Consider the following 17,320-nt stretch of genomic DNA (forward strand, 5'->3'; position numbering starts at 1 on the left):
ATGGCAGACAACGCCGACGCGGCCGCAGCGGAAGCAGCGTCCGGGGACGACAATGCGGGGGCAGCGCCCGGGGGCGACGGCACGCACGCAGCGCCGAGGAGCACCAACCCGCAACCGGGGAAGCAGATTCCGGCAACGGGCGGGCCCGGCGCCGCAGCCACGGGTGCACCCGCGCGGGGCTCCGCCGGACCGCCCCCGGGCTGGGACCCCACAGCCTGGCGGACCTACCAGACCCGGCAGGAGCGCAGACGCAGCGGCGCCTGGTCCGTCGCGCCGCTCTCCTGGGCCGTGGCCGCCCAGCCCGCCGAGGCGGCGCCCGTCTCCACCGCCGTACTGGCCTCCGCCCTCGCCGCCGGCATCGCCGCCGCCCTGTTCCTCGGCGACGGCCTCGGCCCCGGCCTGCTGCTCGTCGCCCTGCCGGCGATGGCCGCCGCGTACGCCGCCGCCCGCACGGCCGGCCGTACCGTCCGCCCGTGGACCGTGGCCTGGGCGCTCGGCTGCGTGGCCCTCCTCGCCGTCCCCGCGCTGCGCGACTCCGGCTGGCCCACCACCCTCGCGCTGCTCGGCGCCCTCCTCGCGGGCGCGCTCGCCCTGCACGGCAGCCGCACCTGGCACGGCACGCTGCTCAGCCCGCTCGGGCTAGTCGACGGGACCGTGACCGGGATCCGCTGGACCTGGGCCGGGCTGCGCGCGCGGGGCAGCGGGGTCGACCGGGGCCGCTGGATGCCCGTGATCAAGGCGGCCGGTGTGGCGGTGGTCCTGCTGGTGCTCTTCGGCGCCCTGTTCGCGTCCGCCGACGCCGCCTTCGCAGACCTGCTGGGCGGGCTCATCCCCGACGTCTCGATCGGCGACGGCCCGGTGCGGCTGCTGCTCTTCCTGATGGCGGCCGTCGTCGCCCTCGGCCTCGCCCGCACCGCCGCGGCGCCGTCGCGCTGGGACCGGATCGAGATATCCGCCGGCAAGCCCCGCTCCCGCGTCGAATGGGCGCTCCCGCTCGTCGTGCTGAACCTGCTCTTCGCCGGCTTCAACGCCGTCCAACTCGCCGTCCTCTTCGGCGGCTACGACAAGGTCCTGCACAGCACCGGGCTCACCTACGCCGAGTACGCCCGCCAGGGCTTCTGGCAGCTGCTCTGGGCGACCCTGCTCACCCTCGCCGTGATCGCGCTCGCGCTGCGCTGGGCCCCGCGCTCCGGAACCGCCGACCGGCGGCTCGTCCGCGGCGTCCTCGGCACGCTGTGCGCGCTGACCCTGGTGGTGGTCGCCTCCGCGCTGCGCCGCATGGACCTGTACGTGGACGCGTACGGCCTGACCCGGCTGCGGGTGTCGGTGGCCGCGATGGAGCTCTGGCTCGGCCTCGTCATCGTGCTGATCATGGCCGCCGGGGTGTTCGGCGCCCGCTGGCTGCCGCGCGCGGTCGTCGGCAGCGCCGCGGCAGCCGCCCTCGCCTTCGGGCTGATGTCCCCGGACGCCGTGGTGGCCGACAAGAACACCGACCGCTTCCGGGCGACCGGCAAGATCGACCTGGCCTACTTCCGATTCCTGTCGGCAGACGCGGTGCCCGCGCTGGACCGGCTGCCCGAACCGCAGCGCTCCTGCGCCCTGAGGGGGATCAACGACGAGCTCGCGCGGGCCGGCCGGGTGCCGTGGTACGCGATGAGCCTCGACGAGTACCGGGCCCGGAAGATCCTCGACGACCGTCCGGTGACCGTCCCGTACGAGGTCTGCCACCGCCTCGGCGCGTTCGCGAGCCGCTCCGAGTAGGGGACGCTCGCACGGTACGCGGGCCCGGGCCCGGGACGAGATCCCCCGCCCGGGCCCTGTGCTGTCAGCGGCTGCGAGCCGTGCTTCACGAATGCGACGCCCCGTGTGCGAACGGGCTCCGTGGCCTTGTCGTCGGCAGGGCCCGGGAGTGTAGGGCCGCCGCTGATCGGGGTCGTGTATCGCAGGGGGTCGGGCCGGGTTGAAGGCCTGTGGACGCGCGGGATCCGTTTGTCGCCCGGTGTCGTGCGGCGCCACCGACACGCTCCAAGAAAGTATGCAGGAGCGAACAAGAAGACCCGGATAGCAGGGAAACAGCCGCCCGGCCGACCGCTCCGCCGTCGGTGCCCGGGCCGCCGAGCGCACCGCCGTGCGGACTCCACCCGGGCCGGGGTGTGCAGGCGGCCCGGGGCGGCGTAATCTTGCTGGCGCCATGGCCTACGAAGCACCCACCCACACCGTCGAACGCTCCCTCCGCGCAACCACCGGCGCCAAGGTCATCGCCGGGGTCGACGAAGTCGGACGAGGGGCCTGGGCCGGTCCGGTCACCGTGTGCGCGGCGATCACCGGACTGCGTCGGCCGCCCGAAGGCCTCACCGACTCCAAGCTCCTCACGCACAAGCGGCGCGACGCCCTCATCGAGGTCCTGGAGGCGTGGGTCACCTCGTACGGCCTGGGGCACGCCTCCCCGGAGGAGATCGACGATCTCGGGATGACGGCCGCCCTGCGGCTGGCCGCGGAGCGCGCCCTGGGAGCGCTGCCCGTACCGCCCGATGCGGTGATCCTCGACGGCAAGCACGACTACCTCGGCGCCCCCTGGCAGGTCCGCACGGTGATCAAAGGCGACCAGTCCTGCGTGGCCGTCGCCGCGGCATCGGTGATCGCCAAGGTCAGGCGCGACCGGATGATGGCCGAACTCGGCGTGCAGGGCGGCGGGTTCGAGGCCTACGGCTTCGGCGACAACGCCGGATACCCCTCGCCCGTACACCGGGCCGCGCTGGAGGAATTGGGTCCCAGCCCGCTCCACCGGCTCTCGTGGTCGTACCTCGACGCACTGCCCCGGTGGCGCCACCTGAAGAAGGTGCGCCGCAGCGAGGAAGCGATGGAACTGGAAAACGGAGGCCAACTCGGCTTCGATTTCTGATCGCACCACCCAAGTGCCCCCCACCGATACGTTTCGTACCGGTGTTTGATAGATATCAACTCATGCCTCTCATCCCCGAGGAGCCTCAGATTCACGAGAGTGCCCAGGGTCCCCGCGTCACGCCGGCCGCGAGCCGCACCGCGCAGACCCCTCGCCCCGTACCTGGTCCGCGTCCCGCCGCCGTCCCGCGGCCCGGACGCCCCGGTCCCGCCCCCCGGCCCGCGCCGCCCGCACAGCGTGCACCGCAGGCCGCACCCGCAGCCGGGCCCGTTCCCACCGCCACCGCACCGTCCGTCTCGACGGCGGTGCCCCAGATCCAGCTGATCCCGGCCTCCGCCGAGGGCGCGCTCGACGCGGCCGAAGAGGCCGTCGACCTGCTGCTCGACACCGGGCGCGCGCCCGGTGACATCCTCGTGCTCACCACCGGCGAACTGCACCCGTGGGCCGCACACGAACTGTCCTTCGGCGAGGCCGCGTACTGGGCCCTGCACGACGCCGCGGACGACGTGTTCTACGCGGACGCGGCGCAGGTCAAGCGTGCCGCGGCCCGTCCCGTCGTGGTCTTCGCGGCCAACGGCGGACCCGGGGAGGCCGCTGCCGCCACCCTGTCGACCGCGCTGGCGCGGGCCGGTGCGCTGCTGATCGTGTGCGGTGACCCGCAGCGGATCAACTCCGTGCTGGGCGCGGGCGTCTGACGCCCCGTCCCCCGGTGCGGGCGAGGGGCGGGGCTGGCCCGAGCCGGCCCCGCTGAAGCCGCGGCCCGAACCGCCGTACGCCCGCCGAGGGTGTACGGTCGCAAGGGCTGCCCGTAAGCGGTTTCGCGGACGCGCGTTGCGCGGCAGCGACCGCGTGCGCGGGGGACTTGGCAGCCGGCCGGAATGCGGATCGGCGGGGGCGCGTCAGCGTGCGGCAGTGCGGCGCAGGGCCTCGGCCGCGCCGCCACCGGTGCTCAGGTTCAGCGGGGCGAACTCGGCCACCGTGTCGCCGAGGTGCTCCGGTCGCGAGTCAGAGCTGGGGCGTCGGCCGCCGCGGCCTTCACCGAGCACCTGCCAGCCGTTGCGGGTCAGCGTGATGTAGGCGCCGCAGCGCAGCCCGTGCAGGGTGCAGGCGTCCCGCAGCCCCCACATCCACGCGCCGTCCTCCTCGGTCCACCGCTCGTCGCCCTCCCGGCAGTACATCAGCACGGCCGTGCGCACCGGGGTGCGGCGCCGCAGGTCGTGGGGTATGACCCGGCGCAGGGCGGCCAGCAGCGCGTTGCGGTACTCCCAGCCGTCGGCCGACGCGGACCGCTGGACGAACGACGCGCTCGCGACGAGCCGTTCCTCGGAGTCGAGGACGGCGATCACCGCGGTCGACGGCCTGGGGCCGTGCCGGGAGTGCAGTCCGCTGACGACCTCGCGGGGGTTGCGCAGCAGGGGGATGCCCGCCGCCGTCCACTCTGCGGGTTCCAGCAGTCTTCCGTGCCGACTGCCGCCGCGGGCCGCTGACGCCAGTGGCGATGTGGAGGGCGGGGCGAATCCGAAGGACACGGTCCTCCCTTCGGGTACACGCCCGCGGACGGGCACAGCTGGAGTGCGGGCGCGCCGCAGCATGGCCCAATGAGTGCCGTCGAGCCGAGCGGGAGCTCCCCAATTCTCGCGTGGTGCGCGAGCGCGCGGCAATGAGCAATTGGCGCCGCCGACCGGAATTCGCCTGTATGCCGCTCATATCCCTGCCCCGCCGCGCTGACGGCGCCCCATCCGGCTACGGCTGAACCGCGAGTACCAGCGGAAACACCTCCTTCGCGCCCACCTGACGGAGCAGTCGGGCGGCTACCGCGAGGGTCCAGCCGGTCTCCGCCCGGTCGTCGACGAGGAGTACGGGGCCTGACGCTGCGGCCACTGCCGCCGCCAGCTCCGCAGGCACGGCCAGGGCCTGGTGGAGTGCGCGCACCCGCTGGGCGCTGTTGGAGGAGGGCAGGCCGAACTCCGGGACCTGGTCGGTATAGACCAGCGCCCCGAGCAGGGGGAGTCGGCCGACCTCCGCGATGCGCGCGGCCAGTGAGCCGACCAGTCGGGGGCGGCTGCGCGAGGGCAGGGACACGACACCCACCGGCCGGGCGGGCGCGTCCGGGGCACCTGAGGCCCAGCCGCCCGGGCCCCGTGCCCAGTCGGCGAGGACCGCCACCACCGCCTGTGCCACGTCGTCCGGGATCGGCTGGTCCGGGGCGTCCGCGTTGAGCATGGGACGCAGGCGGTTGCCCCAGCCGATGTCGGAGAGCCGGCCGAGCGCCCGCCCCGGAGCGGCTTGTTCCCCGGCAGGGATGCGCCCCTTGAGGTCGACGCCGACGGCTGCGAGCCCGGTCGGCCACATCCTGCGCGTCTCCAACTCCACGCCGGGACGGCCGAGCTCACCGCGGGCGGTGTCCAGGGCGGTGTCGGAGACGTCCGCCGTGAACCGGGCCCCGGCGCAGTTGTCGCAGCGGCCGCACGGCTTCGCCGCCTCGTCGTCCAACTGCCGCCGCAGGAACTCCATCCGACAGCCCGTGGCCGCCGCGTACTCCCGCATGGCCTGCTGCTCGGCGGCCCGCTGGCGGGCCACCCAGGCGTAGCGCTCGGCGTCGTACACCCACGGCTCGCCCGTCGCGGTCCAGCCGCCCTTGACGCGGTGCACCGCGCCGTCCACGTCCAGGACCTTGAGCATCGTCTCCAGCCGGGTGCGCCTCAAGTCCACCAGCGGCTCCAGGGCGGGCAGCGACATCGGTCTGCCCGCCCGGGCCAGCACGTCCAGGGTGCGGCGCACCTGCTCCTCCGGCGGGAAGGCCACCGAGGCGAAGTACTGCCAGATGGCCTCGTCCTCGCGGCCCGGCAGCAGCAGCACCTCCGCGTGCTCCACACCGCGGCCGGCGCGGCCGACCTGCTGGTAGTACGCAATGGGCGAGGACGGCGAGCCCAGATGCACGACGAAGCCCAGGTCGGGCTTGTCGAAGCCCATGCCCAGCGCCGAAGTCGCCACGAGGGCCTTGACCCGGTTGGCCTGGAGGTCGTCCTCGGCCTGCTGCCGGTCGGCGTTCTCCGTCTTGCCGGTGTACGAAGCCACCGTGTGCCCGCGGTGGCGCAGGTACGCGGTGACTTCCTCGGCCGCGGCCACGGTCAGCGTGTAGATGATCCCGGAGCCCGGCAGTTCGCCCAGGTGGTCGGCGAGCCAGGCCAGCCGGTGCGCCGCGTCGGGCAGGGTCAGCACGGCCAGGCTCAGGCTCTCCCGGTCCAACGGGCCGCGCAGCACCAGCGCGTCGCTCCCGGCCCCCGTGCCCAGCTGCTCGGCGACGTCGGCGGTCACCCGGGCATTGGCCGTGGCGGTCGTCGCCAGCACCGGGACGCCGGGCGGCAGGTCGGCCAGCATCGTGCGCAGCCGCCGGTAGTCGGGGCGGAAGTCGTGCCCCCAGTCGGAGATGCAGTGGGCCTCGTCCACCACGAGCAGTCCGGTCGCGGCGGCGAGCTTGGGCAGGACCTGGTCGCGGAAGTCGGGATTGTTGAGCCGCTCGGGGCTCACGAGCAGGACGTCCACCTCGCCCGCCGCCACCTCGGCCTGGATCCCCTCCCACTCTTCCGGGTTGGCGGAGTTGATGGTGCGGGCGTGGATGCCGGCGCGGGCCGCGGCCTCGACCTGATTGCGCATCAGCGCGAGCAGCGGGGAGACGATCACGGTGGGTCCGGCGCCGGCGGCCCGCAGCAGCGAGGTGGCGACGAAGTAGACCGCGGACTTGCCCCAGCCGGTGCGCTGCACCACGAGGGCGCGCCGCTTGTGCGCCACCAGCGCCTCGATCGCGAGCCATTGGTCCTCGCGCAGTCGGGCGGTGCCCGTCGTGTCGCCCACGAGACGGGCCAGTACGGAGTCGGCCGAGGACCTCAGGTCTGCGTTCATGCCCCCATGCAACCCGATGCCTCCGACATCGCGCCAACGGCGGCCCGAACCTGTGGATGTTGAACGATCAAGAGTTATCCACAGGGCTTTCCTGATCGGATCTTGCGCGGGACCGTCAGGGCATGACGAACGACCACACATCCCGCACCCCGTCCGGCCGGCCCACCATCAGCCCGTCCGGATCTCCCACCGACCCCCAGATCACCCTGCGCAGCCCGGCCGAGCTGGCCGACGCGCTGCCCTACCTGCTCGGATTCCACCCCACCGACTCCCTCGTCATGGTCGCCGTGCACGGCGAGGGCGGGCGCTTCGGCGGCCGACTCAGGCTCGGCATCCCCACCGCGCCGGCGGAGTGGGAGGACACCGCCCGGCTGGTCGTCGAATGCCTGATCCAAGGCAGCGAGCGGCGCACCGGCAAGCCCGACGGCATCATCCTGTTCCTGTGCCAGGACCCGTCCGCCGGCGAGAGCGGCCAGCGGGTGATGACCCGGCTGCGGCCCCTGGCCCAGCGGATCAGGCTGGCCTGCGGCGCGCTCGACGTCCCCGTCCTGGAGGCCCTGTGCATCTCCGGCGGCAGGTACTGGTCCTACTGCTGCCCCGACGAGCACTGCTGCCCCGCCGAGGGCAGCATCCTGGCGGCCCCGGGCACCTCGGTGGCAGCGGCTTCCGCCACCTTCGCGGGCCTGCGCATCCGCGGCTCCCTGCGGGAGATCGAGGGCCGCCTCGCGCCGCTGCGCGGGGCGACCGCGCGGGAGATGGAGCGCGCCCTCGACCAGGCCGCCGCCACCCTCGTGCCGAGGATCCTCGACGGTGCGAGCCGAAAGGAGATCGGCGCCGAGACCATCACGCTGGCCCGCACCCTCATGCAGCGGCTGACCCTCGCCCCGCCCGTCGAGGGCGGGCCCGGGGCCGACGACTGGGACGACGCCCTGCTCGGGCACGACGAGGCCGCGGCCCTGATCCTCGGCCTCCAGGACCGCGAGACGCGGGACATCGCCGCCGAATGGATGGAGAACGAGGAGGCAGCTGCCGCGCTGCGCCTGTGGCGGGCCCTGGCCAGGCGCTGCGTCGGCGCCTACGGCGAGCACGCCGCCGCCCCGCTCACCCTCGCCGGCTGGGTCTCGTGGTCCACCGGGGACGAGCCGACCGCCCGCATCGCCCTGGGACTCGCTCTGCAGGCCGACGCCGACTACCGCTTCGCCCAACTGCTCCACCACGCCTGCAACGAGGGCATCGACCCGGAAGGGCTGCGTGCCTGCCTGCGGGCCGAGCGGCGGAGCAGGGAACCCCGCCGCAAGCGCACCGCGGCCCTCACCCGCCCGCCGGGCCGCAAGGACCGGGGAGGCCGCCGCGAGGGCCGCCGCACGACCGGGAGCGACCGGTGAGCCGGGGCCTGCCCCGGGCGTGCCTCGGGGCCCGTGACCGGCGGGACTGCGGACGGCGGAACACCGCAGCCGGGGCGGGGCCGGAGCGAGGCATCCGCCACTGCTCCGGCCGGCGGCGGGCCGCGCCGCCGCCGGGGCCCGTGACCCGCGCGGGGGCGGGGGCGTTCCCCAGGAGGGTGACGGGGGCCCGGCCCCGCCGCCCGGCGGAACCCACCGGAGCGCAGCGCGCCCAGACAAGGCGGACCATGGCCCACTCTGTAATCCCAGCCCCCAGACCCGAGCTGCCGCCCGTGCACGGCGCCGTCATCTGCGTATCGGCGCCCTGCCTGGTCATCTCGCCCGAGCACGGCCAGCTCACCGGCCGCGGGATCGACGGGATCTACCGGTCCGGGCGGCGGCTGCTGTCCCGCTGCGTGCTGAGGGTCGGCGGCCGGGAGCCGGTCGCGGTCCAGGGACGCAGTCTCGGTGCCGACCGGGCCTCGTTCACCGCGACCATCCGCACCGGTGCCGAAGCCGGGCCCGATCCCGACATCGGCGTCGAACGGGTGCGGCACGCGGACGGCACCGAGCGGATCACCCTGCGCAGCTTCACCGCCCGCGCGGTGCGCCTGACCGTGGAGATCCTGCTCGGCACGGACCTCGCGGAGCTCGCGGCGGTGGCCGCCGGCCGGGCCGGGCCGGAACTGCCCGCCGGGGTGCACGCCGCCGGGCTGCGCTGGAGCACGGGCGAGGCGCAGGCCGTCACCGCCGCCGAACCCGCTCCGGACGACGCGCTCGCCTCCCCGGGGCTGCTGCGCTGGCAGCTCGATCTCGGGCCGGGGGAGTCCCGCACCATCGAGCTGCGGACCACGCACGCCCGCACCTCCCGGGCGCCGGCCGGGCAGGTGGCCAACCCGCTGTCCGACGCCCGGGCCGAGTGCGACGATCCGCGGGCCGGGGCCTGGTTCCGGACCAGCGTCGAGGACCTCGGCGCGCTGCTCCTGCGGGACCGCGAGCAGCCGACCGACGCCTTCGCCGCCGCCGGCGTGCCGTGGCGGCTCGGCCTGGCCCCCGCCGAGTCCCTGTGGGCCGCCAGGATGGCGCTGCCGCTCGGGACCGGGCTCGCCGCGGCCACCCTGCGCACCCTGGCCCGGACCCAGGCGGGCGGCCGCGGCCCCGACGCCGGGAAGATCCCCGGTCCGCTCCGCGGCGCCGGCCCGCAGCTCCCGCCGGGGTGTACCGGCACCGAGGCCACGCTCGCCTTCCCGGCAGTACTGGCTGAAGCACGGCGGTGGGGGATGCCCGAAGCGGACGTGGCCCGGCTGCTCCCGGTCGCGGAGCAGTGCCTGGCCTGGCTGCGCGGCGCCCTCGGCGAGGACGGGTTCGTCGCCGATCCGGATCCGGGGCCGCGCCGCTGCGAGACCCAGGCCCACGCCCACCGGGCCGCACTGCTCGGCGCCGACCTGCTGGACGGGTGCGGGCGGCCCGGCGCGCAGGAGTGGCGCGAGTGGGCGGGGGCACTGCGCACCCGGTTCCGGGACCGGTTCTGGATCGACGGCCCCGACGGCGGGCGGCCCGCCGCCGCCCTGCATCCCGACGGGCGGCCGCTGCCCCGGCTCACCGGAGCCGCCGCCCACCTCCTGGACACCGGCCTGCTCGGCGGCGGCCTGCTCGCCCCGGGACTGCTGGACCGCGTCCGCGCCGAACAGCTCGCCCGCCTCCTCGGAGCCCCGGCCATGGATTCCGGATGGGGGCTGCGGAGCATGGCCTCGCGGGAGCCCGGGCACAACCCCTTCGGCCACCGTTCGGGCGCGGTGCGGGCGTACGAGAGCGCCGTGGCGGTCGCCGGCCTGGCGCAGGCCGGCTTCGAGAAGGAGGCCGCCGCACTGCTGCGGGGGCTGCTGGACGCCGCGGAGAGCTTCGGGTTCCGGCTGCCGGAGATGTACGCCGCCGAGCAGCGCACCACGGGCAGCGCTCCCCTCCCGCACCCTGCGGCCTGCCGTCCGGCCGCGGTGTCCGCGGCCGCGGGGGTGCACGTGCTGGTCGCGCTCGCCGGCATCCGCCCCGACGCCCCGGCCGGCACGGTCGCCCTCGTCCCCCTGCCCGGCGCTCCGCTGGGCGCACTGCTGCTCTCCGGCCTGCGGGTGGCGGGCGAGCCGTTCGCCCTGCGGATCAGCAGGCTCGGCCTCGGCATGGTGGAGGAGGCCGCGGATGCGCTTCAACTGGGCGGGTAGGCTTCCCGTCGTCGTCTCCGGGATCACGAAAGCCCTGTTTATCGTCAGGAAGACGACTATGATCGCGGCATGTCTCCCTACGACCCGTCGGCCTATCCGCCGTTCGCCGTCACCGTCGACCTGGTCGTGCTCACCGTACGGCGCCACGCCCTCTGCGCACTCGTCGTCCGGCGCGGTGAGCAGCCGTTCCAGGGGCGCTGGGCCCTGCCCGGCGGCTTCGTACGCGGGGACGAGGACCTGGCGGCCGCGGCGGCCCGGGAGCTCTCCGAGGAAACCGGGCTGTGCGCGCACGACCCCGCCGAGCCGGGCGCGGGCAACGGCGCCCACCTCGAGCAGCTCGCCACGTACGGGGACCCGAAGCGGGATCCGCGGATGCGCGTGGTCAGCGTGGCGCACCTTGTCCTGGCTCCGGACCTGCCCGCGCCCCGCGCCGGCGGAGACGCCAACAGCGCGCGCTGGGCCCCCGTCGACGAGCTCCTGGCGGCCGAGGAGGAAGCGTCCTCCGGACTCGCCTTCGACCACGCCCGGATCCTCGCCGACGGTGTGGAGCGGGCCCGCTCGAAGATCGAATACTCCTCCCTGGCCACCGCGTTCTGCCCGCCCGAGTTCACCGTCGGCGAGCTGCGCCGGGTCTATGAGGCGGTGTGGGGCGTGGCCCTCGACCCCCGCAACTTCCACCGCAAGGTCACCGGGACCCCCGGGTTCCTCGTGCCGGCCGGGGGCACGACGACCCGTCAGGGCGGGCGGCCCGCCCAGCTGTTCCGGGCCGGCGGCGCCACCCTGCTCAACCCGCCGATGCTGCGGCCGGAAGCCTGAGTTCCGGGTCCCGGGCCCGAGAACTCCGATGCCGACACGTGCGTATATACGCCTAGAATGCGGCGAAAATCGGACATGTCGAGTTATCTTGCATGGGGTATTGACCCTGCCGCAGAGCGGTCTCACCCCTCGCGAGAGAAGCGATGCTCCAGGCCATCGGACTCACCAGCACTCCCCGTCGAGACCTTCCGCCCCTCGTGGACGACCTCACCTTCGAGGCCCGCCCGGGTACCGTCACAGCCCTTCTCGGCGCACCGGGTTCGGGCAAGACCACCGCCCTGCGGCTCATGCTGGAGCTCGAACCGGGCCGCGGCGTCACCTACTTCCGCGGCCGCCCGCTGCACCAGATCCCGCATCCCGGCCGTGAGGTCGGCGTGCTGCTCGGCGACGTCCCCGGCAACCCCTCGCGGACGGTCCGCGGCCAGCTGCGGATGCTCTGTGCGGCGGCCGGGGTGCCCGCCTCCCGGGCCGACACCGTCCTGGAGGTCGTCGGCGTCGGGGGCCTGCGCGACCAGCGGCTCGGCTCCCTCTCGCTCGGCATGGAGCGCCGGGTGGCCCTGGCCGCGGCCCTGCTGGCCGACCCGTGCACCCTGCTCCTCGACGAGCCCGCCGCGGGACTCTCGCCCCGCGACCGCGGCTGGCTCCACGGCCTGCTCCGCGGCCACGCCACCCTCGGCGGCGTGGTCCTGTTCACCACCGAAGACGCGAAGGAAGCCGCACGCTGGGCGGACCGGGTCGTCAGCATCGCCGCCGGGCGGCTCGTCGCCGACCAGGACGCCGCCGCCTTCGCGCGCACCCGGCTGCGGTCGCGGGTCGCCGTGCGCACCCCGCACGCCGCCCGGCTGGCCGACGTCCTGAGCCGGGAGGCCCGGACCGCCCGGCGCGCCGTCGAGATCGTCGAGGAGAGCGGCAACCACCTGTACGTGTACGGGACGAACTGCGCCGAGGTCGGCGAGGCGGCCTTCCGCCACGGCGTCCTGGTCCACCAGCTCGCCTACGAGACCGGCGACGTCCGGGCGGCCGTCGCGCCGGAGGAGACGCCCGTCCCGCAGGCGCGCTCCGCCTCCGATGCCGAAGCCCCCGCCGAAGCGGGCGGAACCGCCTCCCCCTCCTCCTCCGGCACGGAGAGTCGGTCCCCTGCCGGGGGGAGCCGCCGACTGCCCCTTCCCGCCCGGCCGCCCGCCTCGCAGGTGCGCAGGGTGGGCGGCCCGTTGCGGCCCCTGCGCTACGAGCTGCTGCGCGTCTTCGGAACCGCCGCGCCCGCCCTCGCCGCCGCCCTCGTCGTCGCCGTCTCCGCCGTCACCGCCCTGGCGCTGGCGCGCTCCGGCCACGCCTCGCAGAGCCGCGTGCTGGCCGCCTGGCCGGAGCTGCTGCCCCTGCCGCCCGCCGCCCTCGGGGCCGGCCTGCTCGGCGCCCTGTCCTTCGGTGAGGAGTACCGCTACCCCGCGCTCGCCGCCCATCGCGGCACCGTGCCGCGCCGGATGGGTCTGCTCGCCGCCAAGCTCGGCGTCTGCGCCGTCCTCGCCCTGCTGCTCGGCGCGCTCGCCGTGACCGCCGACGCCGCGGCCCTGTACGTCGTCTTCGGCAGCGGACCGCTGGGTGCCCCCGACCGGTGGGTCTCCCCGGCCGTGAGCTGGGCCGGCCTGCTCGTCGGCTGTGCCTGGGCCGGGGTGCTGGCCTCCGGCGTCTTCCGATCGGCGACCGCGGGTTTGGCTGCGGTGCTCGCCGTACCCCTCGCGGTGGTACCGCTGGTGCGCAAGGTGCTGGAGGGCCCGTCTGCCCATCCGGTGACCGGGGTTGCGGCCCGACTGCGCGGACTGGCCTGGGCGCAGTGGCCCCCGGAGGCCGACCGCCTGGTCCTCGGGGTCCTCCGGATGATGGTCCAACCCGTGGGCACCGCACTGGTGTTGTCACTGATGGTCCTGTTGTGCGCCTATGGGTTCACAGGACTGCGCGGTCGCGTCCGCTGGTGATCGATGCGGCCCTGTTAACGGCCGCCGGACGACCGGTCGCGCTCACATCAGGTGAACGGGACCGCAACCCCCCATGAAAGGCCCGGTTCTTTACGATAAGTCGTCAATTGCGCAGGTGACGCCTATCACCCTTTCGTGTGCTTTTCACCAAAGACCTCAAGGCTCATGAAGGCACGGCCGACAAAGGATTCGTGAGTACCCTTGCGCACACCATGATGACCGCCGCCCGCCATGCCGACTCCGGCCTCGTCGGCCCGGGCGAACTGGACCGCTACCCCTACACGGAGTCCTCCGGGACCGACCGCGGCGGAGCGCCCCACTGGGACGGCGCCGACGTCGAACTGAGCCGGGTCGGCCGGCGCGCGGCAGGCAGCCGAGGCCGCGGACTGCACGGCCAACTCGTCCAGCAGCTCGGCCAGATGATCGTCTCCGGCGACCTGGGCGCGGACCGCCCGCTGGTCCCCGAGGAGATCGGCCAGCGCTTCGAGGTCTCCCGCACGGTGGTCCGCGAATCGCTGCGCGTGCTGGAGGCCAAGGGCCTCGTCAGCGCCCGCCCCAACGTCGGCACCCGGGTCCGTCCCGTCGCCGACTGGAACCTCCTCGACCCCGACATCATCGAGTGGCGTGCCTTCGGCCCCCAGCGCGATGACCAGCGCCGCGAGCTCAACGAGCTCCGCTGGACCATCGAGCCCCTCGCCGCCCGCCTCGCCGCGGGCCACGGCCGCGCGGACGTCCAGCAGCGCCTCGCCGACATGGTCGAGATCATGGGCCACGCCCTCGGACAGGGCGATGCGATCACCTTCGCGCGCGCCGATAACGAGTTCCACGCCCTCCTGATCCAGGTCGCGGGGAACCGCATGCTGGAGCACCTCTCCGGCATCGTCTCCGCCGCGCTCCAGGTCTCCGGCAGCCCCACGACCACCTGCGACCGCCCCAGCGAGGCCTGCGTCGCCCACCACGCGCGGATCGTCGAGGCCCTCGCATCGGGGGACGCGGCCGACGCCGAGAGCGCCATGCGGCAGCTGCTGACGGTGCACCCCGAGGTCGAGCGCGTGGTACCCGCCCCGCGCGAGCACTGACGGAGCCGCGCGGACGGAAGGCACGGAGGTACTCGCACCTGTCGCCGGACCCGGCCGGGTCCGGCGGCACCAGCGTGCGCGAGCCCCTCGGCGCCGGCTCTCCGCGGCGCGCAGATCCGGCCCCCACCGAGCCCTTTCCGGCCGTTTTGCGACTCTGTCCCGGCCGCCCATAGACCCCGTCTGATCTGCGCTTATGTCCTCCACGGCGGCCTCTTCAGCCCCTCGGTGTGACTTGGGCCACGAAGATTGGGGCGTAACGCTCTGCGAAGTCAAGCGATGACCTAGAGAGGTGATGGCCGACGGAGGGAAGACAGCAGCCCTTGCGGGTGCTGTGCAGCTCCCCGGCCCCTGCCCGCGCCCCCGGCCCATCCCCAGTCGGTGGTCGTCGGCTCCGGTCCAGCACCACCCGGCCGGGGTCGGAAGCCGTTTCCATCGTTCCGAGAGGTTGTTCGTGTCGGCCAGCACATCCCGTACGCTCCCGCCGGAGATCGCCGATTCCGAGTCTGTGATGGCGCTCATCGAGCGGGGCAAGGCCGAGGGGCAGATCGCCGGCGATGACGTGCGTCGGGCCTTCGAGGCTGACCAGATTCCTGCGACCCAGTGGAAGAATGTTCTGCGCAGCCTCAACCAGATCCTCGAGGAAGAGGGTGTGACGCTGATGGTCAGTGCCGCGGAGTCGCCCAAGCGCACCACCCGCAAGAGCGTCGCAGCGAAGACCCCGGCCAAGCGGACGGCCACGAAGACCGCCGCGACGAAGACGACGGCTGCGCGGACCGTCGCCGCCGCGGCACCGGCGGCCGAAACGGCGGACCCGGAGCCCGCGGACGCGCTGGTGCAGGAGCCCGCAGCCGAGCCCGCCGCGAAGAAGACGGCGGCCAAGAAGACGGCGGCGAAGAAGACCGCGGCCAAGAAGGCCGCGCCCGCCGCCAAGAAGACGGCCGCGAAGAAGACGGCCGCGAAGAAGGACACCGGCGAGATCGCCGAGGAGGACCTCCTCGAAGAGGGCCCCGGCGAGGCCAAGGGCGACGTCGAAGAGGACGAGGACAGCGGCGAGAGCAAGGGCTTCGTCATCTCCGACGACGAGGACGACGCCCCGGCCCAGCAGGTCGCCGTGGCCGGCGCCACCGCCGACCCGGTCAAGGACTACCTCAAGCAGATCGGCAAGGTCCCGCTGCTCAACGCCGAGCAGGAGGTCGAGCTCGCCAAGCGGATCGAGGCCGGCCTGTTCGCCGAGGACAAGCTGGCCAGCTCGGACAAGCTGGCGCCCAAGCTCAAGCGCGAGCTGGAGATCATCGCCGAGGACGGCCGCCGGGCCAAGAACCACCTGCTGGAGGCCAACCTCCGCCTCGTGGTCTCCCTGGCCAAGCGCTACACCGGCCGCGGCATGCTCTTCCTGGACCTGATCCAGGAGGGGAACCTGGGCCTGATCCGCGCGGTCGAGAAGTTCGACTACACCAAGGGCTACAAGTTCTCCACGTACGCGACCTGGTGGATCCGGCAGGCGATCACCCGGGCCATGGCCGACCAGGCCCGCACGATCCGCATCCCCGTCCACATGGTCGAGGTGATCAACAAGCTCGCCCGTGTGCAGCGGCAGATGCTCCAGGACCTGGGCCGCGAGCCCACCCCGGAGGAGCTGGCCAAGGAACTCGACATGACCCCGGAGAAGGTCATCGAGGTCCAGAAGTACGGCCGCGAGCCGATCTCCCTGCACACCCCGCTCGGTGAGGATGGCGACAGCGAGTTCGGCGACCTCATCGAGGACTCCGAAGCGGTCGTCCCGGCCGACGCGGTCAGTTTCACGCTGCTCCAGGAGCAGCTGCACTCGGTGCTCGACACCCTCAGCGAGCGCGAGGCCGGCGTCGTGTCCATGCGCTTCGGCCTCACCGACGGCCAGCCCAAGACCCTCGACGAGATCGGCAAGGTCTACGGCGTGACGCGCGAGCGCATTCGCCAGATCGAGTCGAAGACGATGTCGAAGCTGCGCCACCCCTCCCGCTCCCAGGTGCTGCGCGACTACCTGGACTGACATCCCGAGGCCGCCGCGGGCGGCCTGGGTCGCCGCCTGGCGGCCCAGGCCGCCCGCAGATGCGCACGGCCACCGGGCATCCCACTCTGGGTGGAGTCATCCACACTCAGAGTCAGGAGGCCCGATGCGTCGAACCTTTTCCCGTGCTCTGGCGGGTGCGCTGGCCCTGGCGGCGGGGGCGGCCGCGGCGCCGCCGGCCCGCGTGCCCCAGGCTGCCGCGGACAGTGTGGTGATCGGCGGCCGACCGGTGAAGGTGGCCGACAGCCCCTGGGTGGTGGCCCTGGCCAGCCGTGACCGGTTCGGAGGTATGCGGGCCGGTCACTTCTGCGGCGGCGTCCTCGTAGGCCCGACCCGGGTGGTCACCGCGGCCCATTGCCTGAGCAGCGAGGCGCTCGGCGGCCCGGTCGACACCGTCCCCGACCTCCGGGTGATCACCGGCCGCACGGAGCTGCGGGCGGCCGAGGGCAAGGAGATCGCGGTGCGCGCGGCCCGGGTGAACCCGGACTACGACCCCTACAGCAACACCGGGGACCTGGCCGTCCTGGAACTCGACGAAGCCGTACCCGCACGTTCCGTGCTGCCGCTGGCCGAGGAGGGGCATGCGGCCTACGCCGAGGGCAGTGAGGCCGTCGTCTACGGATGGGGCGACACGACCGGATTCGGTGACTATGCGTACGGGCTGCACGCCGCCCAGGTGACGGTGCTGGCGGACGAGGCGTGCCTGCGCGCCTACCCGGGGGATGCGGACGGCCAGTACCGGCCCGAGGCCATGGTCTGCGCGGGCCACCGCAGCGGGGGCAGGGACGCCTGCCAGGGCGACAGCGGCGGTCCGCTCGTCGCGCAGGGGCGGCTCATCGGCGTGGTGTCCTGGGGGCGGGGCTGCGGCAAGGCGGACAACCCGGGCGTCTACACGCGTATCGCATCCTTCGCAGGCTTCGTGACTGCCCCCGAGGCGGCCCGGCGGCGCACGGCCGACCAGGACATCGCGTAGGGCGGCGCAAAGCGCTACGCACCGGCTGC

12 protein-coding genes are annotated in these 17,320 nt (G+C 74.2%); 10 read left to right on the forward strand and 2 right to left on the reverse strand.

Going from position 1 to position 17,320, the window contains the following annotated elements:
* The 3 genes from AC068A_RS24090 to AC068A_RS24100 all read left to right on the forward strand — a co-directional run bounded on the left by AC068A_RS24090 (position 1) and on the right by AC068A_RS24100 (position 3,597).
* A complete protein-coding gene (locus tag AC068A_RS24090; RefSeq protein ID WP_478588047.1) occupies positions 1 to 1,761 on the forward strand; it encodes a DUF4153 domain-containing protein in 1,761 nt (586 codons plus the stop codon).
* Between the two features lie 430 nt (positions 1,762 to 2,191).
* On the forward strand, positions 2,192 to 2,902 hold the full coding sequence (locus AC068A_RS24095; RefSeq protein WP_478588049.1) for a ribonuclease HII: 711 nt from the start codon (positions 2,192 to 2,194) through the stop codon (positions 2,900 to 2,902).
* Positions 2,903 to 2,964: 62 nt separating this feature from the next.
* Positions 2,965 to 3,597, forward strand: coding sequence for a hypothetical protein (locus tag AC068A_RS24100; RefSeq protein ID WP_478588051.1), 633 nt, complete (start codon positions 2,965 to 2,967; stop codon positions 3,595 to 3,597).
* 204 nt (positions 3,598 to 3,801) lie between these two features.
* Here the strand turns inward: AC068A_RS24100 and AC068A_RS24105 are convergent, their stop codons facing one another.
* Both AC068A_RS24105 and AC068A_RS24110 read right to left on the reverse strand, forming a co-directional pair.
* Positions 3,802 to 4,431, reverse strand: a complete 630-nt coding sequence (locus AC068A_RS24105; RefSeq protein WP_478588052.1) for a hypothetical protein — start codon at positions 4,429 to 4,431, stop codon at positions 3,802 to 3,804.
* A 214-nt stretch (positions 4,432 to 4,645) separates the two neighbouring features.
* The gene (locus tag AC068A_RS24110; protein ID WP_478588054.1) at positions 4,646 to 6,805 is read right to left on the reverse strand and encodes a RecQ family ATP-dependent DNA helicase; all 2,160 of its coding nucleotides are present in this window, start codon (positions 6,803 to 6,805) and stop codon (positions 4,646 to 4,648) included.
* A gap of 122 nt (positions 6,806 to 6,927) precedes the next feature.
* Here AC068A_RS24110 and AC068A_RS24115 point away from each other — a divergent pair, with 122 nt between their 5' ends.
* The 7 genes from AC068A_RS24115 to AC068A_RS24145 all read left to right on the forward strand — a co-directional run bounded on the left by AC068A_RS24115 (position 6,928) and on the right by AC068A_RS24145 (position 17,291).
* The gene (locus AC068A_RS24115) at positions 6,928 to 8,190 is read left to right on the forward strand and encodes a DUF4192 domain-containing protein (RefSeq protein WP_478588056.1); all 1,263 of its coding nucleotides are present in this window, start codon (positions 6,928 to 6,930) and stop codon (positions 8,188 to 8,190) included.
* 245 nt (positions 8,191 to 8,435) lie between these two features.
* Positions 8,436 to 10,403: a glycogen debranching N-terminal domain-containing protein gene (locus AC068A_RS24120; protein WP_478588058.1), complete on the forward strand. Its 1,968-nt coding sequence runs from the start codon at positions 8,436 to 8,438 to the stop codon at positions 10,401 to 10,403.
* Between the two features lie 69 nt (positions 10,404 to 10,472).
* Positions 10,473 to 11,219 (forward strand): NUDIX hydrolase, encoded by a 747-nt coding sequence (locus AC068A_RS24125; RefSeq protein WP_360629282.1) that lies wholly within the window; start codon positions 10,473 to 10,475, stop codon positions 11,217 to 11,219.
* A 143-nt stretch (positions 11,220 to 11,362) separates the two neighbouring features.
* A complete protein-coding gene (locus tag AC068A_RS24130; protein WP_478588060.1) occupies positions 11,363 to 13,192 on the forward strand; it encodes an ATP-binding cassette domain-containing protein in 1,830 nt (609 codons plus the stop codon).
* A gap of 137 nt (positions 13,193 to 13,329) precedes the next feature.
* On the forward strand, positions 13,330 to 14,271 hold the full coding sequence (locus AC068A_RS24135) for a FadR/GntR family transcriptional regulator (RefSeq protein WP_478588062.1): 942 nt from the start codon (positions 13,330 to 13,332) through the stop codon (positions 14,269 to 14,271).
* 451 nt (positions 14,272 to 14,722) lie between these two features.
* Entirely contained in the window at positions 14,723 to 16,300 is a 1,578-nt protein-coding gene (locus tag AC068A_RS24140) for an RNA polymerase sigma factor (protein WP_478588064.1), read from the forward strand.
* Positions 16,301 to 16,424: 124 nt separating this feature from the next.
* A complete protein-coding gene (locus AC068A_RS24145) occupies positions 16,425 to 17,291 on the forward strand; it encodes a S1 family peptidase (RefSeq protein ID WP_478588066.1) in 867 nt (288 codons plus the stop codon).
* Positions 17,292 to 17,320 lie beyond the last annotated feature (29 nt).

This window comes from Streptomyces sp. NPDC043854 (assembly GCF_056436005.1).